The organism is Buttiauxella sp. AC142 (assembly GCF_979253435.1).
In genome coordinates this window covers 2,790,847-2,812,289 of sequence record NZ_CEEDCH010000001.1, presented here as the reverse complement: position 1 = coordinate 2,812,289, position 21,443 = coordinate 2,790,847, and the positions used below count along the sequence as shown (strand labels likewise).

At 52.7% G+C, this 21,443-nt stretch carries 22 protein-coding genes, 1 riboswitch and 1 other annotated feature; of the genes, 11 read left to right on the top strand and 11 right to left on the bottom strand.

The features are described from left to right. Positions 1 to 34 precede the first annotated feature (34 nt). The 9 genes from hisIE to hisL all read right to left on the bottom strand — a co-directional run bounded on the left by hisIE (position 35) and on the right by hisL (position 7,269). Positions 35 to 646, bottom strand: a complete 612-nt coding sequence (gene hisIE, locus AC0IWZ_RS13170) for a bifunctional phosphoribosyl-AMP cyclohydrolase/phosphoribosyl-ATP diphosphatase HisIE (RefSeq protein WP_471677110.1) — start codon at positions 644 to 646, stop codon at positions 35 to 37. After that, a complete protein-coding gene (gene hisF, locus AC0IWZ_RS13165) occupies positions 640 to 1,416 on the bottom strand; it encodes an imidazole glycerol phosphate synthase subunit HisF (protein ID WP_034496545.1) in 777 nt (258 codons plus the stop codon). The genes hisIE and hisF overlap by 7 nt, the downstream gene beginning before the upstream one ends. After that, complete coding sequence (hisA, locus tag AC0IWZ_RS13160; RefSeq protein WP_471677111.1) at positions 1,398 to 2,135, bottom strand: 1-(5-phosphoribosyl)-5-[(5-phosphoribosylamino)methylideneamino]imidazole-4-carboxamide isomerase; 738 nt, start codon at positions 2,133 to 2,135, stop codon at positions 1,398 to 1,400. Before hisA ends, hisF begins: the two co-directional genes overlap by 19 nt. 5 nt (positions 2,136 to 2,140) lie before the next feature. After that, positions 2,141 to 2,731: an imidazole glycerol phosphate synthase subunit HisH gene (gene hisH, locus AC0IWZ_RS13155; RefSeq protein WP_471677112.1), complete on the bottom strand. Its 591-nt coding sequence runs from the start codon at positions 2,729 to 2,731 to the stop codon at positions 2,141 to 2,143. Next, positions 2,731 to 3,798 carry a bifunctional histidinol-phosphatase/imidazoleglycerol-phosphate dehydratase HisB gene (gene hisB, locus AC0IWZ_RS13150; RefSeq protein WP_471677113.1) on the bottom strand — a complete coding sequence of 356 codons (1,068 nt, stop codon included), beginning with the start codon at positions 3,796 to 3,798 and terminating at the stop codon, positions 2,731 to 2,733. The genes hisH and hisB overlap by 1 nt, the downstream gene beginning before the upstream one ends. Beyond that, positions 3,795 to 4,877 (bottom strand): histidinol-phosphate transaminase, encoded by a 1,083-nt coding sequence (gene hisC / locus AC0IWZ_RS13145; RefSeq protein WP_471677114.1) that lies wholly within the window; start codon positions 4,875 to 4,877, stop codon positions 3,795 to 3,797. Before hisC ends, hisB begins: the two co-directional genes overlap by 4 nt. After that, positions 4,874 to 6,181 carry a histidinol dehydrogenase gene (gene hisD / locus AC0IWZ_RS13140; protein ID WP_471677115.1) on the bottom strand — a complete coding sequence of 436 codons (1,308 nt, stop codon included), beginning with the start codon at positions 6,179 to 6,181 and terminating at the stop codon, positions 4,874 to 4,876. The genes hisC and hisD overlap by 4 nt, the downstream gene beginning before the upstream one ends. A 4-nt stretch (positions 6,182 to 6,185) precedes the next feature. Then, entirely contained in the window at positions 6,186 to 7,085 is a 900-nt protein-coding gene (gene hisG / locus AC0IWZ_RS13135) for an ATP phosphoribosyltransferase (RefSeq protein WP_115627908.1), read from the bottom strand. Between the two features lie 35 nt (positions 7,086 to 7,120). Beyond that, positions 7,121 to 7,243: a sequence feature (His leader region), on the bottom strand. Beyond that, the gene (gene hisL, locus AC0IWZ_RS13130) at positions 7,219 to 7,269 is read right to left on the bottom strand and encodes a his operon leader peptide (RefSeq protein WP_197969191.1); all 51 of its coding nucleotides are present in this window, start codon (positions 7,267 to 7,269) and stop codon (positions 7,219 to 7,221) included. (Overlaps the previous feature by 25 nt.) A gap of 197 nt (positions 7,270 to 7,466) precedes the next feature. Here hisL and AC0IWZ_RS13125 point away from each other — a divergent pair, with 197 nt between their 5' ends. The 5 genes from AC0IWZ_RS13125 (at position 7,467) to AC0IWZ_RS13105 (ending at position 12,253) form a co-directional block, all read left to right on the top strand. After that, on the top strand, positions 7,467 to 8,294 hold the full coding sequence (locus AC0IWZ_RS13125; protein ID WP_471677116.1) for an SDR family oxidoreductase: 828 nt from the start codon (positions 7,467 to 7,469) through the stop codon (positions 8,292 to 8,294). A 38-nt stretch (positions 8,295 to 8,332) separates the two neighbouring features. Further along, positions 8,333 to 9,259: a LysR substrate-binding domain-containing protein gene (locus AC0IWZ_RS13120; protein ID WP_034496523.1), complete on the top strand. Its 927-nt coding sequence runs from the start codon at positions 8,333 to 8,335 to the stop codon at positions 9,257 to 9,259. A gap of 125 nt (positions 9,260 to 9,384) precedes the next feature. After that, on the top strand, positions 9,385 to 10,683 hold the full coding sequence (gene gabT, locus AC0IWZ_RS13115) for a 4-aminobutyrate--2-oxoglutarate transaminase (RefSeq protein ID WP_115627910.1): 1,299 nt from the start codon (positions 9,385 to 9,387) through the stop codon (positions 10,681 to 10,683). Positions 10,684 to 10,836: 153 nt separating this feature from the next. Beyond that, positions 10,837 to 10,899, top strand: a complete 63-nt coding sequence (gene yoeI, locus AC0IWZ_RS13110; protein WP_115631794.1) for a membrane protein YoeI — start codon at positions 10,837 to 10,839, stop codon at positions 10,897 to 10,899. Next, positions 10,889 to 12,253 carry an APC family permease gene (locus AC0IWZ_RS13105; RefSeq protein WP_034496566.1) on the top strand — a complete coding sequence of 455 codons (1,365 nt, stop codon included), beginning with the start codon at positions 10,889 to 10,891 and terminating at the stop codon, positions 12,251 to 12,253. The genes yoeI and AC0IWZ_RS13105 overlap by 11 nt, the downstream gene beginning before the upstream one ends. A 46-nt stretch (positions 12,254 to 12,299) precedes the next feature. Here the strand turns inward: AC0IWZ_RS13105 and sbcB are convergent, their stop codons facing one another. Next, positions 12,300 to 13,727 (bottom strand): exodeoxyribonuclease I, encoded by a 1,428-nt coding sequence (gene sbcB / locus AC0IWZ_RS13100; RefSeq protein ID WP_034496518.1) that lies wholly within the window; start codon positions 13,725 to 13,727, stop codon positions 12,300 to 12,302. A gap of 265 nt (positions 13,728 to 13,992) precedes the next feature. On the opposite strand from sbcB, the gene dacD reads away from it, so the two are divergent. The 4 genes from dacD (at position 13,993) to AC0IWZ_RS13080 (ending at position 17,643) form a co-directional block, all read left to right on the top strand. Further along, positions 13,993 to 15,159, top strand: coding sequence for a serine-type D-Ala-D-Ala carboxypeptidase DacD (gene dacD, locus AC0IWZ_RS13095; RefSeq protein ID WP_115627912.1), 1,167 nt, complete (start codon positions 13,993 to 13,995; stop codon positions 15,157 to 15,159). Positions 15,160 to 15,353: 194 nt separating this feature from the next. Then, positions 15,354 to 15,818 carry a DNA gyrase inhibitor SbmC gene (sbmC, locus tag AC0IWZ_RS13090; protein ID WP_034496516.1) on the top strand — a complete coding sequence of 155 codons (465 nt, stop codon included), beginning with the start codon at positions 15,354 to 15,356 and terminating at the stop codon, positions 15,816 to 15,818. 221 nt (positions 15,819 to 16,039) lie between these two features. After that, on the top strand, positions 16,040 to 17,098 hold the full coding sequence (locus tag AC0IWZ_RS13085; protein ID WP_034496515.1) for an FUSC family protein: 1,059 nt from the start codon (positions 16,040 to 16,042) through the stop codon (positions 17,096 to 17,098). 224 nt (positions 17,099 to 17,322) lie between these two features. Then, a complete protein-coding gene (locus tag AC0IWZ_RS13080) occupies positions 17,323 to 17,643 on the top strand; it encodes a DUF496 family protein (protein WP_034496514.1) in 321 nt (106 codons plus the stop codon). Between the two features lie 133 nt (positions 17,644 to 17,776). Here AC0IWZ_RS13080 and AC0IWZ_RS13075 read toward each other — a convergent pair whose 3' ends face one another. Continuing rightward, positions 17,777 to 18,637, bottom strand: a complete 861-nt coding sequence (locus AC0IWZ_RS13075) for a GHMP family kinase ATP-binding protein (RefSeq protein ID WP_471679045.1) — start codon at positions 18,635 to 18,637, stop codon at positions 17,777 to 17,779. Positions 18,638 to 18,817: 180 nt separating this feature from the next. Next, positions 18,818 to 18,997, top strand: a riboswitch (cobalamin riboswitch). Between the two features lie 99 nt (positions 18,998 to 19,096). On the opposite strand from AC0IWZ_RS13075, the gene AC0IWZ_RS13070 reads away from it, so the two are divergent. Continuing rightward, the gene (locus AC0IWZ_RS13070) at positions 19,097 to 20,479 is read left to right on the top strand and encodes a cobyrinate a,c-diamide synthase (RefSeq protein WP_471677117.1); all 1,383 of its coding nucleotides are present in this window, start codon (positions 19,097 to 19,099) and stop codon (positions 20,477 to 20,479) included. Next, on the top strand, positions 20,476 to 21,435 hold the full coding sequence (gene cbiB, locus AC0IWZ_RS13065; protein ID WP_471677118.1) for an adenosylcobinamide-phosphate synthase CbiB: 960 nt from the start codon (positions 20,476 to 20,478) through the stop codon (positions 21,433 to 21,435). Before AC0IWZ_RS13070 ends, cbiB begins: the two co-directional genes overlap by 4 nt. Positions 21,436 to 21,443: the final 8 nt, after the last annotated feature.

Sequence of the window (21,443 nt, the reverse complement as noted above, 5' to 3'; positions counted from 1 at the left end):
GGCCGCAATCGCGGCCTTTTTTAATTCCGAAAAACTACCTATGCCTTTCCCTCAAATTCTCAATCACCGCACTTAAATCCAGCTCCTGATCCTGCAACAGCACCAGCAAGTGATAAACCAAATCCGATGCTTCATTCTTCAGCTCAAAGCGGTCGTTCACTGTCGCCGCCAGCGCAGTTTCAACGCCTTCCTCGCCGACTTTCTGTGCAATGCGCTTAGTGCCACTCGCATACAACTTGGCGGTATATGAGCTCTCCGGATCGGCCGTTTTGCGCGAGGCCAGCAGTTCCTCCAGCTGATACAAGAAGTGCCAGTCGTGATGGGTTTCACCGAAGCAGCTTGAGGTGCCGAGGTGGCAGGTTGGGCCGATTGGGTTTGCGAGAATCAGCAGCGTGTCGTTATCGCAATCTGGTGCGATTTTCACGACATTGAGGAAGTTGCCGGAGGTTTCGCCTTTGGTCCACAAACGTTGTTTAGTGCGCGAGAAGAAAGTGACTTTGCCGCTTTCAATCGTTTGTGCCAGAGCTTCAGGATTCATATATCCCAACATCAGCACTTCGCCAGATTTCGCGTGTTGAACAATCACCGGCATCAATCCGTCGGTTTTTTCCCAGTCCAGTTGGTTTTGCTGCTCTTGTGTTAGCACACTCTTATCTCCACGCCTTGCTGAGCCAGGTATAACTTCAGCTCGCCAATATTAATAATTTGTTTATGGAATACGGATGCCGCCAGCGCGCCGTCGACGTCTGCATCGCGGAAGGCTTCGAGGAAGTGTTCCATGGTTCCCGCGCCACCAGAAGCAATTAGCGGAACGTGGCATACTTCTCGTACTTTCTTTAACTGTTCCAGGTCGTAGCCATTACGCACACCGTCCTGGTTCATCATGTTAAGTACGATTTCCCCGGCACCGCGTTTTTGCACTTCCTGCACCCAGTCAACGGTTTCCCACTGCGTTACGCGCGTGCGACTTTCATCGCCGGTATATTGATTGACGTGATATTTCCCGGTTTCGCTGTCAAACCAGGTATCAATACCCACCACAATACATTGCACGCCAAAACGTTCCGCCAGGCGAGTGATGAGTTCAGGGTCGGCCAGAGCTGGGGAGTTGATAGAGATTTTGTCTGCGCCGAAGGAAAGAATCTGCGCCGCATCTTCAATCGACTTAATGCCGCCCGCCACGCAGAACGGAATATCGATGACTTCCGCCACGCGCGACACCCAGCTTTTATCAACCACGCGGCCATCGCTGGATGCGGTGATATCGTAAAACACTAGTTCGTCGGCACCTTCGGCAGCGTAACGTTGCGCCAGTGGCACGATATCGCCGATGATTTCATGGTTGCGGAATTGCACACCTTTGACGACTTGCCCGTCGCGTACGTCCAGGCAAGGAATTATCCGTTTTGCCAGCATGAAATCGCCTCCGTTACGTTGAATTTCCCTTCCAGTAATGCCCGCCCGACAATCACGCCCTGAACGCCCGTTCCACGCAGCGCCGCGATATCATCAAGCCCACCAATGCCCCCGGAAGACTGGAATGCCACTTGCGGGTAACGCGCGCAAACTTCTTCATAAAGTGAAACGTTTGAACCCGCCAGCGTGCCGTCGCGCGAAATATCGGTGCACAGCACGTGTTTGAGGCCGACGGGGAGATACATTTCCACCAGTTCTTCGAGCGATACGCCAGAGTTCTCTTGCCATCCGCTCACCGCGACCTGTTTATTGCCTTGTTCGTCGATGCGTACATCGAGCGCCAGCACTAACGCATCGGCACCAAAACGGGTAAACCAGCCTTTCACAATCTCGGGTGATTTCACCGCCGTTGAGCCAACCACAACGCGGGCCACGCCTGCTTCAAGCAATGCCGCAACGTCTTCTTCTGTACGCACACCACCGCCCACTTGCACGGGAACATTCACCCCGGCTACCAGCGTTTTAATCAGTGGGATCTGGCGTTTTGCCGGGTCTTTCGCGCCGGTTAAATCCACAAGGTGCAGCACTTGCGCACCTTGCGCTTCGTAATCTTGCAGACGTGGGAGCGGGTCATTGCCGTAATCACGCTGCTGGCCGTAATCCCCCTGGTGGAGGCGCACCACTGTGCCATCAATTAAATCGAGAGCCGGAATAATCATGGTGCTTACATCTCCAGGAAGTTTTTCAGTAATTTTGCGCCTGCGGCACCCGAGCGCTCCGGGTGGAACTGCACGCCGAAGAAGTTATCTTTTTGCACGGCGGCGGTGAACGCTTCACCGTAGCTGGCCTGCGCGATAGTGTTCGCGCAAACGGGCATCGCGTAGCTGTGCACAAAGTAAAAATAATCGCCGTCGTCAATGCCACGGAACAGGCGGTCGCCCGCTTTGGGATAGACGCGGTTCCAGCCCATATGTGGCAAAGGCAAACCGTGGTCGGTCATTTTCAACACCGGTTCGTCGATAATGCCGAGCATGTCGATGCCATTGCTTTCATCACTGCGAGAGGCCAAAAGTTGCATCCCGAGGCAAATGCCGAGCACCGGTTGAGTGCACGCTTTAATCAGCTCGATAAGCTCGCGCTCACGAATCTGATCCATCGCCGCCTGCGCGGTTCCCACGCCGGGCAAAAACAGTTTGTCGGCACGCAACACCACATCCGGGTCGCGGCTCACCAACGGCTCATAGCCATGGCGCTGAATCGCCGCTTTTACCGAGTGCAGGTTGGCGCATCCTGTGTCCAGAATCACCACGTTCATTACAACACTCCTTTCGAGGAGGGCAGCGTGTCACCTTCGACGCGAATCGCCTGGCGCAGTGTGCGACCAAAGACTTTAAACAGGCTTTCGACACGGTGGTGGTCGTTTTTGCCTTTGGTTTTCAGGTGCAGCGTCACGCCCATGGTGTAAGAGAGCGAACGGAAGAAGTGTTCGACCATTTCAGTGCTTAAATCGCCGACGCGCTGGAAGTTGTACTCGGCCTTATATTCAAGGTGCGGGCGGCCAGAAATATCCAGCGCGCAGCGGGCCAGGCATTCGTCCATCGGCAATGTAAAGCCAAAGCGCGTAATGCCGCGTTTATCGCCCAGGGCGATTTTCAGCGCTTCGCCCAGTGCCAGGCCGGTGTCTTCTACGGTGTGGTGATCGTCGATATAAAGATCGCCTTTTACGCTGATATCCATACGGAAGCCGCCGTGGGTGGCAATCTGGTCCAGCATGTGGTCGAAGAAACCGACGCCGGTGTTAATTTTGCTGCCGCCTTCGCGGTCAAGCCAGACCTGCACGTCGATTTGCGTTTCTTTCGTGGCGCGTTCCACGTGCGCGTAACGGTCACGTTTGGTCAGTTGCTCGCTGATGGCAGACCAGTTCAGCGTTTCACCGTGGTAACGCAGCCCCTGAATGCCCATGTTCTCGGCCAGTTCAATGTCCGTTGCACGGTCGCCAATCACGTAGCTGTTAGGTTTATCCAGAACACCTTCTTCCAGGTAGCCTTTCACCATCGCCAATTTTGGTTTGCGGCACTCGCAGTTGTCGGCAGGAAGATGCGGGCAAATCAGCACGTCATCAAAGCTCACACCCTGCGAGCTAAACACCTGCATCATCAGGTTGTGCGGGCCGTCGAAATCCGCCTGCGGGAAGCTATCCGTCCCTAAGCCGTCCTGATTGGTGATCATCACCAGCTTGTAGCCTGCTTTTTGCAATTGCAGCAGGGCGGGGATCACCGCAGGCTCAAACGCCAGTTTGTCCATGCGATCCACCTGGAAATCTGAAGGAGGCTCGGAAATTAAAGTGCCGTCACGGTCGATAAAAAGAATTTTCTGGCTCACACGCCCTCCGTGGCCGTCAGGCCGGGTTGTTCACGCAGCGCAGCAATGGTGCGCTCGCATTCAAGACGGGTGCCGACGGTAATCCGCAAGCAGCCGCTTAACGATGGTTGTTTATTTTGGTCACGTAGGATAATGCCCTGATCCCACAGAGATTTAAATACCGCACTGGAAGCGGTGATGCGCGCCAGCACATAGTTGGTTTCAGAATCGAAAACTTGCTCAACGCAGGCCACATCCTGCAATGCCGCGATCAGATATTGGCGATTGACTAAAATTTCGGCCACCCGCTTGCGCATCGCATTGATACCCTGCGGGCTTAGTGCCTGAGCGGCGATATCCGCAACTGGCGTTGAAAGAGGGTAAGGGGCGATGACTTTCATCAGCAAGTTAATCACTTCTTCATTGGCCAGAGTAAAACCACAACGCAGGCCAGCCAGCGCAAAGGCTTTGGAAAGCGTGCGCAGCACCACAAGGTGCGGATACTCATTCAACCAGCCAGCGAGCGTCGCCTGCGGGCAAAACTCGATATAGGCTTCGTCCGCAACCACTAAGGCTTTACCGCGAGCCATTTCCAGCAGCACGCGGAAATCTTGCGGATTGATTAACTGCCCCGTCGGGTTATTCGGGCTGCAAACATAAATGACTTTTACGCCTTCAAGATTCTCGGCAATGGCCGGTAAATCGAGCTGCCAGTCTGCCAGTGTTGGTACGACACGGCATTCCACGTTGAAGGCTTCGCTGCTTACGCTATACATCCCGTAAGTTGGTGGGCAGTAGAGAACCGCATCTTTACCCGGCTCGCAGAATGCACGAATCAACAATTCGATACCTTCGTCTGCGCCACGGCTCACCAGAACTTGTTCCGGTTTAACCCCGGCGTATTCGGCGTAACGTTCGATGACCAGTTTTGGCTGGCATTCCGGGTAACGGTTCAGCGTCTGCTGCGTTAATTCAAATTCAACTGCGATCGGGTATTCGTTGGCGTTCAGCCACACATCACCATTGCCACCCAGGCGGCGAGCCGACTGGTAAGGGGTCAGGGCGCGAACGTTCTCACGGGCTAACTCTTCAATGCTCATTGCATCTCCTTCAGCGCTGCAACGCGCAGGGTAACGGCGTTTTTGTGGGCATCCAGCAGCTCGGCGGCGGCCAGCGTTTCAATGGTTTTAGCAAGGCTTGCGAAACCTTGCGGCGAGAGTTCCTGGACCGTCATGCGTTTCTGGAAATCAGCCAGTCCAAGGCTCGAACAGGTCGATGTATAACCGTACGTTGGCAGCACATGGTTAGTACCCGAAGCGTAGTCGCCAGCTGACTCCGGTGACCAGTCACCGAGGAACACTGAACCGGCACTGGTGATGCTATCGACCAGGTCGCGGGCGTTACGCGTCTGAATAATCAGGTGCTCCGGGCCGTACTGGTTGGAAATCTCAATGCATTGCTCTAAATCACGGGCCACAATCAGGCGGCTGCTTTCCAGCGCTTTGCGAGCGGTTTCAGCACGCGGAAGTGCGGCAAGCTGGCGTTCAACGGCTTCGGCAACGGCTTGCGCCATCTGCGCATCTGGCGTCAGCAAAATCACCTGTGAGTCCGGGCCGTGTTCAGCTTGAGAAAGCAGGTCGGATGCCACGAAGTCAGGCGTCGCGCCGCTGTCGGCGATGACTAAGACTTCAGACGGGCCAGCAGGCATGTCAATTGCCGCGCCATCAAGACGCTGGCTGACCTGGCGTTTCGCTTCGGTTACAAAAGCGTTGCCTGGCCCAAAAATTTTATCCACTTTCGGGATGCTTTCAGTACCCAGCGCCAGCGCAGCGATTGCCTGCGCACCGCCAACCTGAAACACTTCCTGCACGCCACAAAGTTGCGCGGCATACAAAATTTCATCGGCAATTGGCGGCGGTGAACACAACACCACTTTTTTACAACCCGCAATCCGTGCGGGAGTGGCAAGCATCAATACGGTTGAAAATAGCGGTGCTGAACCGCCAGGAATATATAAGCCAACCGATGCCACCGGGCGAGTCACCTGCTGGCACCGCACGCCTGGCATGGTTTCGATATCCACCGGCGGGAGCTGTTGCGCGACGTGGAATTTCTCGATATTCGCCACGGCCACGGCCATCGCGTCTTTAATCTCTGAACCCAGACGCGCTACCGCTGCGGAAATTTCCTGCTCGCTGACTCTGAGTTGCTGCACTTCAGTTTTATCAAACTTTGCGCTGTACTCACGCAGAGCCGCATCACCGTTGGTTTTCACATTATTCATGATGTCCGCGACCGTGCGGGTAATGCTCTCGGATGCCGAAATTGCCGGGCGCGTCAGCAGTGCATTTTGTGCCGCCGCATCGCATTCATTCCAGTCAATCAACGTATTGAAGTTTGCCATGGTGTTACTCCATCATTTTCTCAATTGGTAACACCAGAATCGAACTGGCACCCAGCGCTTTCAGTTTTTCCATGGTTTCCCAGAACAGCGTTTCACTGCTCACCATATGCATCGCTACACGCTGTTGATCGCCTGCGAGCGGCAGAATAGTTGGGCGTTCAGCGCCTGGCAGCAGAGAGATAATCTCGTCCAGACGCTCGCTTGGCGCATGCAACATGATGTATTTCGATTCACGCGCCTGAATCACGCCCTGAATACGAGTCATCAGTTTGTCGATAAGCTGTTGTTTAGCTTCTGGCATTTCGCCATCGCGCTGAATCAGGCACGCTTTGGAACGGTAAATCACTTCAACTTCACGCAGGCCGTTGGCTTCAAGTGTTGCACCGGTAGAAACCAGGTCACAAATTGCATCAGCCAGACCCGCACGCGGGGCAACTTCAACGGAACCGTTCAACAAGCAAGATTTGAACTGCACACCTTTGCCATCAAGGTAGCGCTTTAACAGGTGAGGGTAAGAGGTGGCGATACGTTTGTTGTTGAGGCATGCCGGGCCATCCCACGGCTCATCAACAGAAATCGCCAGCGAGAAACGGCAACCGCCGAAATCTAAACGACGCAGCGTGTAATAACGAGGATCTTCACCCTGAGCGCGGCGAGTCAGCAACTCTTCTTCCAGCACGTTCTCGCCAATAATGCCCAAATCCACCACGCCGTCCATAATCAGCCCAGGGATATCGTCATCACGGACACGCAAAATGTCGATTGGCATATTTTCTGCCAGCGCAATCAGGCGCTGAGTGTGCAGGTTGATTTTTATCCCGCAGCGAGCCAGTAATTCGCGTGAATCATCACTTAAACGGCCTGATTTCTGAATAGCTATGCGTAAACGGTTGTTGTCTAACATGTGCAATCTCTCCTGATAAATTCTTGTCTGACGTCCAAAAAAAGCCCCCGGAAGAAATCTTCCGGGGGCTTATTGACTCGTTCATGCACCAGTGGAAGATTTTTTCATCTTCCAGCACACATCGCCTGAAAGACTAGTCAGGATGATGGTGATGATGGTGGGTAGTATTTTGAACGCGTGTCATAAAATTCTCGTATGAATGTTTATTCATGATGTGCTTTTAACGTAAACCAGATGCAGCGTTGAGCGCAAGGGCTTTTTTCATCCGGGATTAATATTCTGTTTAGCCGCAGTAATTGTCAGTTCCGCTAACGTGGCGTAGCCTAAAAGCAGGGCGAAAAAGAACCGCAGAGAAATATGCTGCATTCCAGGAGACAGGAAATGAAAAAGGTTGCGATTGTCGGGTTAGGCTGGTTGGGAATGCCGCTGGCGATGTCATTGTCAGCGCGGGGCTGGCAAGTGACAGGAAGTAAAACCACCCTTGATGGTGTCGAAGCCGCAAGAATGTGCGGAATTGACAGTTATCAATTGCAACTCACGCCCGAACTGATTTGCGATAGCGACGATCTCGACGTGTTGCTTGATGCGGATGCTTTGGTCATAACGCTGCCTGCTCGCCGCACCGGTGAGGGCGACGATTTTTATCTGCAAGCGGTTCAGGAAATTGTTGATAGCGCGTTAGCACATGATATTCCGCGCATCATTTTTACCAGCTCCACGTCAGTTTACGGTGAGACCGAAAGCACCGTGAAAGAAACCTCGCCACTTGAACCGGTGACCGCCAGTGGCCGTGTGCTTAAAGAACTTGAAACCTGGCTGCATGATTTGCCGGGAACCTCGGTCGATATTCTGCGACTGGCAGGCTTAGTTGGGCCGGAGCGCCATCCTGGGCGCTTCCTGGCAGGAAAAGTGGATGTGCAAAACGGCACGCATGGCGTCAACCTGGTGCATCTCGAAGATGTTATTTCAGCTATTACGCTGTTGTTGCAGGCTCCAAAGGGCGGACACATCTATAATTTATGTGCGCCAGATCACCCATCGCGTGCTGAGTTCTACACTCAAATGGCGCGCCAGATGAACCTTGATGCGCCAGTGTTCAGAACGGAAGGGCAAAATGGCCACGGTAAGCTGGTGGATGGCAGCCGTATTTGCAATGAACTTGGGTTTGAATATCAGTATCCAAACCCGCTGGTAATGCCCATGCAGTAACCGCTGTGGGGCATTGCTCGTGACCGAAGGGGACGAGTATGAAACCACTGCTGGATGTATTGATAATTCTCGATACCCTCGATAAAGAAGGGAGCTTTGCTGCGGCGGCAACAAAGCTCTTCAAAACGCCTTCCGCGCTCAGTTACACCGTTCAAAAACTCGAAAACGATCTCAACATTCAAATCCTCGACCGTTCCGGTCACCGCGCGCGTTTTACGCGAACGGGTCAGCTTCTGCTGGAAAAAGGCCGCGAAGTGCTGCATTCCGTACGTGAACTCGAACAGCAGGCTATCAAGCTACATCAGGGCTGGGAAAACGAACTGGTGATTGGTGTGGATGACTCTTTTCCGTTTTCGCTGCTGACGCCGTTAATTGAAGCGTTCTACAAAAGCTACAGCGTGACGCGCCTGAAATTTATCAATGGCGTGCTCGGCGGTTCCTGGGAAGCGCTCACCGAAGGGCGGGCAGATATTATCGTTGGCGCAATGAGTGACCCGCCGTCACTGAGCGGTTTTGGTTTTACCTTGCTCGGGCAACTCGAAAGCGTGTTTGTCGTCGCACCACATCATCCCCTGGCTGAGATTGAAGAACCTCTAACGCGGCGTGTGGTGAAACGCAGTCGTGCGGTGATCGTCGGCGATACTTCCCGTCTTGAACCGTCACGTTCGATGCATTTACTCGAAGATCAGGATGCGATCACTGTTTTTGATTTCAAAACTAAACTCGAGCTGCAAATCAGCGGCATCGGCTGCGGTTATGTTCCGCGTTACATGGCGCAACGCTTTATTGAAAGTGGCGTATTGGTAGAAAAACGGGTGGTTTCCCATGTGCCGTTTGTTCCGGTATGGATTGGCTGGAACGAGCAAACCGCCGGGCTTGCCAGCGAATGGTGGCGCGAGCAGATAGTCAGCAGTCCGGAGATTGCTGTGGTCTACGGCACCACGGAAAATAATACAAATGGGTGAGTGGCAGGGCGCTGTCGTCACATCTATGGTTAATAGTGGATCGTTATTTCTTCTGAAAGTGTCTTCGCGTTTATTTTTCTTCTCTGCGTTGTTTTGCAGAGTTTTTTTGTGCGCAAGGAGTCTGTATGAAGCAAACCAATCAGCAATGGCAGTCACGGCGTGAGCAGGCGGTTCCTCAGGGAGTCGGCAATGCGTTGCCGGTATACATCGAAAAAGCGAAAAATGCCGAAATTTGGGATGTTGAAGGCAAACGCTATATTGATTTTGCTTCTGGTATTGCGGTGCTCAATACCGGGCATAACCATCCGGCAGTGATTGATGCGGTGCGTCAACAGCTTGAAAAATTTACCCATCCTTGTTTCCAGGTCACGCCTTACGGCAATTATATCGAGCTTGCCGAACGGCTGAATACACTGGTGCCGATAAGCGAACCGTGCCAGACCCTGTTTCTCACCACTGGCGCTGAAGCCGTTGAAAATGCCATTAAAGTGGCGCGAATCGCCACCGGGCGCTCGGCTATTATCGCGTTTCGTGGTGCGTTCCATGGCCGAACGCTTCTGGGAATGGCGTTAACGGGTAAAGTTCAGCCGTATAAAAAAGGTTACGGTCCCTTCCCGGCAGGTATTTATCACGCGCCTTATCCAGCGGCATATCTTGGCGTGAGCGACACTCAGGCGCTGGCCTCGCTGGCGGGTATTTTTGCCGCAGACGTGTCACCCGATGAAGTCGCCGCCATTATTATTGAACCGGTACAAGGGGAAGGGGGCTTCTACGCCGCATCGCCTTCCTTTATGAAACAACTGCGCGCGCTGTGCGATAAACACGGCATCGTGTTGATTGCCGACGAAATCCAGAGCGGTTTTTGCCGTACCGGTAAAACCTTCGCGATTGAACACAGTGAAGTGGAACCCGATTTAGTCACGATGGCGAAAAGCCTGGCGGGCGGTTTCCCACTTTCGGCGCTGGTGGGTAAGAAATCGTTGTTTGATAAAGCCATGCCGGGCGGGCTTGGCGGCACTTATGCGGGTTCACCCGTGGCGATTGCTGCCGCGCTGGCGGTGACTGATATCATTGAGACGGAAAATCTCAATGCCCGCGCGCAAGAAATTGGCGAGCAAATCACCCGTCGTTTACACGAAATGGCCGAGCAATTTGACTGTATTGGCGATGTCCGTGGTTATGGCGCAATGATTGCCATGGAACTGGTGGAAGAGCGTGACAGCCATCGTCCAAATAAAGAGTTAACACAAGAACTTGTCAAAGAAGCCGGTAAAAAAGGACTGGTGCTGCTTTCTTGCGGAGTGCGAGCCAATGTGATTCGTTTTCTCGTTCCGTTAACTGCTGAAAAAGAAATTGTTAATGAAGGTCTCAACATCTTGTCATCATGCCTCGAATTAGTGCAAAATACGCGCCTCACTAAATGAGAACAAAAAAACCGACGTTAAACGCGTCGGTTATTTTTTTGCATTGAGTTCCAGTAGTCAAACAGGCATCCGCCAAAATCCAAGAGGCCGGGCTTCGTACCGGATAGATACTAGCTTTTAAAAAACGACAGTCGTGTCGCCGAGGAAATTCAGATGGGGCAGCTTTTTGCTTTTGCGCAGGTATTCGCCGTTTGGGGGAATGACCATGTCGCTTAACGTCACCGCAGGTGCAAAATCTCGTGTTGAACTCCGTAAGAGCCTAACGCTCATTCCGGTTGTTATGATGGGCCTTGCTTATATGCAGCCTATGACCTTGTTCGATACATTTGGGATTGTATCTGGCCTTACCGACGGACATGTCGCTACGGCTTACGCGTTTGCCCTTGTGGCAATTTTGTTTACCGCGTTAAGTTATGGAAAGCTAGTACGCCGCTTCCCATCAGCGGGTTCCGCCTATACCTACGCTCAAAAAGCTATCCACCCGGTGGTCGGCTTTATGGTGGGCTGGTCGGCGCTGCTTGATTATCTCTTCATGCCGATGATCAACATCCTGCTGGCAAAAATCTATTTTGAAGCCCTGGTGCCGTCGATCCCATCGTGGATATTCGTCGTGCTGCTGGTGGGCTTTATGACCATCTCTAACCTGCGTGGCATCAAAACCGTGGCTAACTTCAATAGCCTCATCGTTGTGCTGCAAATGGTTGTGATGGTGGTAATCACGGGTCTGGTGATTTATGGCGTAGCCAATGGCGAAGGTGCCGGCACGTTAACCAGCACGCGTCCATTCTGGTCTGAACACGCAAACGTGGTGCCGATGATCACCGGTGCGACGATACTGTGCTTCTCGTTCCTCGGCTTTGACGGCATTAGCTCGTTGTCCGAAGAAACGAAAGATGCAGGCCGAGTCATTCCGAAAGCGATTTTCCTGACTGCCCTGATTGGCGGCGTGATCTTCGTGGTGGTGTCTTACTTCCTGCAACTGTACTTCCCGGACATCTCTCGCTTCCATGACCCGGACGCATCACAGCCAGAAATCATGCTCTTCGTGGCAGGCAAAGCCTTCCAGTTCGGCATCCTGATTTTCTCCTGTGTGACGGTTCTGGCTTCTGGTATGGCGGCACATGCGGGCGTTTCTCGCCTGATGTATGTGATGGGTCGTGACGGCGTGTTCCCGGAGCGTTTCTTCGGTTACATTCATCCGAAATGGCGTACCCCGGCGTTGAACGTTGTGCTGGTGGGAATCATTGCTCTGTTCGCGGTGAAATTTGACCTGGTTACAGCAACGGCGCTGATTAACTTCGGTGCGCTGGTGGCGTTTACCTTCGTCAACCTGTCAGTCATTTCCCAGTTCTGGATCCGCGAAGGCCGTAACAAGTCCATCAAAGATCACATCAACTATCTGGTGCTGCCAATCTGCGGCGCGCTGACAGTGGGTGCATTGTGGATTAACCTGGAAGAAAGCTCGATGATTCTGGGGCTGATTTGGGCGGCTATCGGCCTGACCTATCTGGCCTTCGTGACACGTCGCTTCCGTAACCCGGTTCCGCAATTCAACGAAGATTTAGCGTAAAAGCGGAAGACAAAAAAGGCCGCGAAAGCGGCCTTTTTGCTTTTTGTTATCCCACCAAAAACTGCGCATACTCAAACAACGCTTTCAGCAACGCCGTCTTTTCTTTATCGCTTTCATGCAGGTTGTACAGCGCTTCCAGTTCTTGAGCGTAAGCCTGCAACGCTTCTTGCGACAACACTTCACGGCGATGTTCTAACCAGCGCTGCTGCTCAGTTTCATCCAGCGTGCCGGGGAAGTTGCGGGCACGATAGTTAAACAGCAATTTCTCGATGCGTTTATCGGCAAAGGTAATATCCAGCGCCGGTAAATTTTGCGGCTCTGTCTCCAACACAATGCGCATCGCCGCGCGATCGGCATCACTGAAGAAGCCATTATACAATTGAGCATCGACATTATCTGACGGCACAAAAGGCTCGGCCTCAGCAAAAATAGCCACCGCTTTTTCACGTACGGCAGGGTGTTCCCGCAGTAATTTCAGGTTATCCAGGCAACGTTTACGGTCGATGCCTAACCGCTCGGCATCTTCCGGACGCAGGGTATTCGCCACCGCCAGCACCGGGCATTTATTCAGATGTACCAGTTTGATTGGCACGGCGGCAGCATCACCCAGCGCGGCTTTCGGCGTATACAATCGCTCACGCAATGCATCGGCATCCAGCTCCAGCAGCGGAGAAATATCTCCAGCCAAATCGACCATGATCACCGCATTACGGTTATCAGGATGCCAGGCCAGCGGCGCAATCCAACTGGTATTGCCGCGCCATGCACCGAACATTCCCGAAACATGCACCAGCGGTTTCATCTGCGGAATATCAATTAGCGTGGTGAGCTTGTGTTTGGAGCGATAAGTATAGAGATACTCGAACAGACGTGGCTGGCGTGTTTTAACCAATTGCGCCATGGCGATAGTGGCGTAAACATCGGACATCGCGTCGTGCGCGTTGGCATGTTCAATTCCGTTGGCTTTGGTTAAATGCTCCAGACGAAAACTCGGCAGCCCATCGTCGTTTTCCGGCCAGACAATCCCTTCAGGACGCAACGCATAACAGGCGCGCATCACATCAAGCAGATCCCAGCGGGAGTTATCGTTCTGCCAGCTCCAGCCATACGGGTCGTAAAAATTACGATAGAAAATATTACGCGTCACTTCATCATCGAAGCGCACATTGTTGTAGCCCACCACACAGGTCTTGGGCTGCGTAAAAATACTGTGGATGCGTTTGGCAAAATCGGCTTCGTTGACTCCCTGAGCCAGCGCGTGCTGCGGAGTAATTCCGGTAATCATCACCGCTTCGGGTTGAGGCAGATAGTCATCAGCGGGTTGGCAGTAAAATACTTCCGGCTCGCCAATGACATTAAACTCGGAATCTGTCCGAATCGCTGCAAATTGCGCGGGGCGGTCAAGCGAAGGACTTTTGCCGAAAGTCTCATAATCATGGAAGAGAAAGGTCGGTTGTTGCGTTGTATTATCCACGGTTTACTCCCGCCCTTGAGTGTTGTTTAACATATTGTTATTAAACTGAAATCCTACTAAAACTCGCTCCATGTTTCAAACTTGTTGGTCAGTCACTGCATCAGTGCATGTTAAACCATTAACAGGCCTCCTGCACCACTGCGCAAGATATTCAAGATGAGTACGCAATGCTATCTATTCATATATTTTTGCAATTTAATTGCGAAAATTATCGCAAACTCCAGTAAAAGAAGCGGCTGAATTTATTGTTACCGAGGGTATATCGTTGAAGATCCGTCTGTTTGCTGTTTGTTCTCTGCTGTCATTATCTGCTCACTCCGCTTTTGCCGACGATATCTTTGTTAACCCGCCATCCCCTCCACAAATTCAGGCGGGTTCCTGGGTGCTGATGGATTACACCACCGGGCAAATTCTGGCTGCGGAAAACGAACATGTGCGACGCAACCCGGCAAGTTTGACTAAATTGATGACGGGCTATGTGGTGGACCGCGCCATTGATAGCGGGCGCATCAAGGCTGACGATATCGTGACAGTGGGCAGAGATGCCTGGGCAAAAGGCAATCCGGTTTTCGACGGTTCATCGCTGATGTTTTTGAAACAAGGCGACCGACTCACCGTTCATGACCTGAGTCGCGGGCTGATTATCGACTCCGGGAACGATGCTTGTGTCGCGCTAGCCGATTACGTTGCTGGCGGGCAACCGCAATTTGTGGCGATGATGAATAAATACGTGCAGCAATTACGCCTGCGCGATACCCATTTTGAAACGGTACACGGCCTGGATGCACCGGGCCAGCACAGTTCCGCTTACGATCTCGCCGTGCTATCCCGCGCCATTATTCATGGCGAACCTGATTTTTATCATATGTATAGCGAGCGCAGCCTGACCTGGAATGGCATCACACAACAGAACCGTAATGGGCTGTTATGGGATAAAGGCTTGAACGTCGATGGCCTGAAAACCGGTCACACCGCGAGTGCCGGGTTCAATCTTATTGCGTCGAGTGTTGATGGCGAGCGCCGTTTAATTGCTGTGGTGATGGGGGCTGAAAGCCCGAAAGGGCGTGAAGATCAGGCGCGCAAATTACTGCACTGGGGTCAGGATAATTTCGATACCGTTCAGGTTCTGCATAAAGGTAAGAAAATTGGCACCGAGACAATCTGGTACGGTGATCAAAAGAAAGTCGAAGTCGGAACCAATCAGGATGTCTATCTGGCGCTGCCAAAATCTGAAGTGCCTAATATTAAAGCTAAATATGTCCTCGATAAGCCTGAGCTTGAAGCCCCTATCGCAGCTAACCAGCATGTCGGTGAAATTGAACTGTTTGACCGCGATAAACTTATTGCGCACTGGCCGCTGGTGACGCTGGCTGATGTCAAAAAGGGCAGCGCATGGTCGCGCTTCAGCGATTATCTGAGCCACAAGCTGTAAATTAATTGAAGGATGCAAACGGGGTCGGCAGTTATGCCGGCCCTTTTTTTGGCCTGTACTAAGATCTACAGGCGAAAGATTCGCGAAAAGCGATCATGCTCGCAAAGTAACCACATCACCCTGACAAAGGATTGTTTCCCTGCAATTTAGTGGTGTATAAACATACAGTGTTTTTAAACGAGTCAGGAGGTCATATGGAATTTAACGTACAACAAGTGCATGAGCGGAAAGTAGCTGGTTTTCATATGGTAGGGCCGTGGGAAAAAACGGTTCATCAAGGGTTTGAACAGCTTTCACTGTGGGTGAAAACACACAAAATTGTCGGCGAAGAGTGGCTGGCGGTTTATTACGATAACCCAGATGTCGTGCCTGCGGAAAAGCTGCGCTGCGATACCGTAGTATCGGTGGCTGAAAACTTCACCGTACCTGAAAACAGTGAAGGCGTTATCACCACCAAAATAGAAGCCGGGCAGTATGCGGTGGCGCGCGCCCGAGTCGATGACGGTGATTTTGCCAAGCCGTGGAACTTGTTCTTCGACAGCCTGCTGGCTGACAACCGCTATCAAATGGCATCGAAACCCTGCTTTGAACACTATCTTAACGATGGTTCGGAGAGCGGAGTCTGGGAAATAGATATGTATATACCCGTCATCCTTTAAGTTGCAGGGGTGTTGGCTGCACTCACTTACCCGAATCACTTACTTGAGTAAGCTCATCGGGATAAGTTCCCTGGCCGCCTACCTGCAACTCAAATGCTAACGGGTAAATTCCCGTGGCAGATCAAGTCTGATGCTAAAGGGGGCGCAAGCCCCCTAACTTTGTGATGCCCCCTCAATAAAAACAGGTACAATCCCGTTTTTATTTTTCAGGAGACCCGGGTGTGCGCCCCGACAAATCATTAAGCCCGTTTGAGCTCCGCGTTTATCGCCACTACCGAGTCGTGCACGGTATCCGTATCGCGCTGGCATTTGTGCTCACCTTTCTTATTGTCCATCTTCTGAAAGTGCCAGAAGGGACATGGCCATTAATCACCCTCGTGGTGGTGATGGGGCCCATTTCCTTTTGGGGAAACGTTGTCCCGCGTGCGTTTGAGCGTATTGGTGGCACCATTTGTGGTGCAACGATGGGCCTGGTTGCGCTCAGGCTAGAGCTTTTTTCGCTGCCTTTGATGTTGGTATGGTGTGCGCTGGCGATGTTTATCTGCGGCTATCTGGCCCTGGGTAAAAGGCCCTATCAGGCTTTGCTGATTGGTATCACACTTGCCGTGGTGGTGGGAGCGCCCGCAGGCGACATGGAAATCGCGATGTGGCGCAGCGGTGATGTTATCTTCGGTTCATTACTGGCGATGCTCTTCACCAGCATTTACCCGCAGCGCGCGTTTATCCACTGGCGTATTCAAATGGCGAATTTCGTCACGGCCTTTGGTCGGGTCTACAACGCTGGTTTTTCTCCAAACCTGGTGGAACGCCCGCACCTGGAAAAGCATCTGCGCCAGGTATTAAGTGATGTGGTCAGAATGCGTGCTTTGATTGGCCCGAGCAGCAAAGAAACCCACATTCAAAAAACCATCTTAGAAGCGATTCAAACCGTCAGCCGTAACATGGTGTGCACGCTCGAGCTGCAAATTAACGCTTACTGGGCGTCCCGTGAAAGCCACTTCCTGATGATTAACGCACGCACACTGCGTGACACACAGCAGATGACGCAACGTACACTCGCGGCAATTGCCCTGGCATTGCATGACGGAAACCCATCGCCGATTTCTGCCAATAACGAAAAACTAACCGAAATCGTTAGTGAGTTGCGCCAACTGATGCAAGAGGGGCCGAACGGGAAACTTCAGGAAACCCCAATTCATGGCTACGTTTGGTTGAGCCTTGAGCTTGCCCGTCAACTGGAATTGCTCTCACAGTTGATCTGCCGCGCGTTACGCAAATAATTGCTTAGTCTGATATGAATTGCTGGTTTCGATTCAGCACTATTTGAGGTTAAGATAGCGAAAGAGACCCATCGCCTGTATGTTCGGGTTGCAGCTAATCACCATGCAGCTTGAAGAATGACATTGTCAGCGGCCGTCGCTACCTTTAAGGTAAGCGTATGACCGTTAACTTAATGAATCGTTGTTTTAACGAATCCAAGTATGAAATTAGCAGGGGTATAAAAATGGAACCAACCAAACCATCTTTCCAGGACGTGCTTGAGTTTGTGCGTCTGTTCCGTCGTAAAAACAAACTGCAACGTGAAATCCAGGACGTGCAGAAAAAGATCCGTGATAACTCAAAACGCGTTCTGCTGCTGGACAACCTGAGCGATTACATCAAGCCAGGTATGAGCATCGAAGCTATTCAGGGCATCATCGCCAGCATGAAAACCGACTACGAAGACCGCGTTGATGACTACATCATCAAAAACGCTGAGCTGTCTAAAGAGCGTCGTGAAATTTCCAAAAAATTGAAAGTGATGGGCGAAATCAAGGCCGATTAAATTTACCCGTCGTACTTCGGGTTGCCTCTGCGTTGGCTGCGTTCACTTACCGCCTTGATGCAATTCGAATTATTTAGGGTAAATAGTGTTAATTTTAGAAACCGCCATTCATGGCGGTTTTTTTCGCCTGAGTTCAACGCACGCCGCCTGCTACCATCTTCACCAGATGTTGCCGCGGGTAATACACATCAATAGCCAACTGATTAATCTGCCAGCGTAATTTCTCAGCATCATGTTTGCGAACATCCAGCATCAGCCCCACAGCGCTTCCGCTGTGCGCCACGTTCACGCCGAATAAATCAAACTCTTCGACCAGCGCCAACAGCTGCGAAAACATCGGCTTTGCCAGCAACGCCTGGCTGGCGATCGCGCTTTGCGTGGCAGCTTCTCCCAGTAAGCGAGGATCTTGCATCCCGCAACTTTGTTGCAAGCGAAGCCACGCATCATCGAGCGCTGCGGCATTGCTGATTAATGTAGATTCGCGCTGATGACGCCGATATTCCTCAGTCAGAATCGTCGTATCACTTTCAAGTAACAGGATATCCATTGCTGGCGCGGGCTGGCAGCTAAACTGAGTCTGTGCATTCAGATGGGAAAACAGCGTCGGCAAGACAAAAATCGTGCTGTCGGTCGGTTCAATGTTTACGCATAAAGCGGCAAGGGTAGATTCGCTGAGTGTTTCACCCAAATGCCGGGCGGTTGCTAAGGCTGTTGCGGCAATATCTGCGGTGCTGCTCGCCAGACCTTTACCCACTGGAATGGTGGACTGCAGAGCCGTGCTCAGGTTATTTGCTAATGCTGCGGGATAGCCGAAATATGCCACCACCTGTTCCAGCATCTGGCGCATACGTGGCCGCTCTTCGCCAGACTGCACGCCTTCGCGGACTTCAACGGTGCTAAACCAGTCGATAGGGCATGAAACCAGCTTTTCGCTGCCGCCAATCCAACCCTGAATGAATTCGCCGCAGGACGCCGGGCAGCGCGCTTCAGCCATAACGGTGGCCACTTTCTTTCATCGTGGATCTCATTTTGTTTTCTTCGCCATAAGCCTTAAAAAATCAACAAAAATTGTTATAGCGCAACACTCGCTATCTATTAGCTTTTACACTGTTCGAGCTTTTATATATTCACGTGCATGATAGTTTGAGTGTCATGCACGATACAACTGACTCGTTTATGCCATGTCTTTACCCGTTCTTATTTGGGGTGAACATGGCTGGGAAGGAGGTGTAATTCCTCCGCAGCCCCCGCTGCTGTGATGCCGACGAACCCGCGAAACCACTGATCTCACGATTGGGAAGGGCGGGCGAGAGTGACGCTAAGCCAGAAGACCGACGAATCATTTAATTTAAACAACTCCTTCGGTGGGAAGCCAGTTGTCATCAGTTGCGTGCGGCTTCCGGCTGCACGCACGTGCTGACATCCGCTTTTTGCCGAAAGTAATAAGGCAACTATGGCAGGGGCAGCGAAACACGCATTCGTCATTGCAGGCACCAGCAGCGGCTGTGGCAAAACCACCGTCACGCTTGGGCTGCTCCGCGCCTTAATGGCGCGTCATCTGCGCGTCCAACCTTTCAAAATCGGCCCCGATTATCTCGATAGCGGCTGGCACAGTGCAGTGTCAGGCGTGACCTCGCGCAATCTCGATGCGTTTATGTTGCCTACTTCCACGCTTAATGGTTTGTTTAACCAACAAATGCAGCAGGCTGACGTGGCGGTTATCGAAGGCGTGATGGGGCTTTATGACGGCTACGGCACAGACCCGAACTATTGCAGCAGCGCCGCAATGGCAAAACAGCTCGGCTGCCCGGTTATTTTGCTGGTGGATGGCAAAGCAGTCTCCACCTCTATCGCCGCCACGGTTATGGGGTTCCAGCGGTTTGACCCGTCGTTAAACATCGCGGGCGTCATCCTTAATCGCGTCAATAGCGATAGCCATTATCAGTTGCTGGCCGAGGCGATTACCCGTTACTGCGGTCTGCCCGTGCTGGGGCGAGTGCCGGTCATGGCCGATGTGGCATTGCCATCACGCCATCTTGGCCTGGTTCCGGCACAAGAAAACCTTCCTCAGGACGAACGCTGGCAACAGCTCGCAAAACAGCTCGAAGAAACCGTTAACATCGACCATCTGCTGGCGTTATCGCGCCTTCACTCAATGCCAGAGGGCAAAGCGCCGACCTTACCGGATGCGGCTTTAGCCGATGGATTAACCCTCGCGCTGGCCGAAGACGAAGCCTTTAACTTTTATTACCCGGATAACCTCGACATGCTCGAGCAGGCCGGAGTGAAAATCCAGCGTTTCAGCCCGCTTCATGACAACGCCGTTCCCGATTGCCAGATGATCTGGTTGGGTGGCGGTTATCCCGAAGTGCATGCCGCCACGCTCGCCGCAAATTTCAAAATGCATGAATCCCTCAAACAAGCCCATCAACGCCGCATTCCGCTGTACGCCGAATGCGGCGGGTTGATGTATCTGGGCGAATCGTTGACCGATGGCGAGGGGGAAACTCACGCTATGTGCGGCGTATTGCCTGGCCACAGTCAGATGGGTAAACGCCTGACCCGGTTTGGCTACTGCGAAGCCACCGCGCGACAAGACACCTTGCTGGCAAGCAAAGGCGAAACCCTGCGCGGCCACGAATTTCACTACTCCGATTTCAGCGGCCCATTACCGGCGGCCCTCGACTGCTGCAAATGGCGCGATGGCGTGGCGATTTCGCGCTGGCAGGGTGGTTTCCAACACGAGGCCACTTTCGCCAGCTACCTGCATGTGCATTTCGCGCAACGCCCGGAAATGCTCAATCGCTGGTTGAAACTGGCGAGGCGCTCTCAATGACGATACTGGCATGGGGTATTGCGTGGTTACTGGATTACTGGCTCGGCGACCCACAGAACTGGCCGCATCCGGTGCGCTGGATGGGCAATCTGATTAACGGTTTACAGCGTGTCATCCGCCGATTCTGTAAAAGCGACCGCGCACTGAAAATCGGCGGCGGCGTGTTGTGGTTGTTGGTGGTTGGCATCACCTGGGGCGTGAGTTGGGGGGTATTGCACCTCGCAAATCTCGTGCATCCGTGGCTGGGCTGGCTGGTCGAAGTGTGGATGATTTACACCGTGCTGGCTGCGCGTTGCCTGAGCGATGCCGCGCTTGAGGTCTACCGCGCCCTGAAAAATGGCACGCTTGAGCAGAGTCGCGAAAAACTCTCGTGGATTGTCGGGCGCGATACCTCGCAACTGGAACGCCCGCAAATCACCCGAGCTGTAGTGGAAACCGTGGCGGAAAACAGCGTCGATGGCGTCATCGCGCCATTGTTTTTCCTGATGATTGGCGGCGCACCGTTAGCCATGGCCTACAAAGCGATCAACACCCTGGATTCGATGGTGGGCTACAAAACGCAAAAATACCGCGCCATCGGTTTTGTCAGCGCGAAACTCGACGATGCCGCCAACTTTATTCCCGCCCGCCTGAGCTGGCTGCTTCTCGCCATCGCGGCCTTTTGCTTACGCGCGAATCATCGCCAGGCGTTACGTATCGGCTGGCGTGACCGCTATCAGCACAGCAGCCCGAATTGCGCCTGGCCTGAGGCCACGGTCGCGGGCGCGTTAGGCATCCGGCTCGGCGGTCCCAATACCTATTTTGGCGAACGGGTAGAGAAACCCTGGATTGGCGATGAGCAGCGCGGCATCGCGCTTGAAGACATTCCCCGCACCATTTCGCTCATGATGCTGGCTTCACTGCTCGCTTTGCTGCTGTTTGCCGCACTGCGAACTCTCGCACTGGGCATAGCTTAAGGACTCAC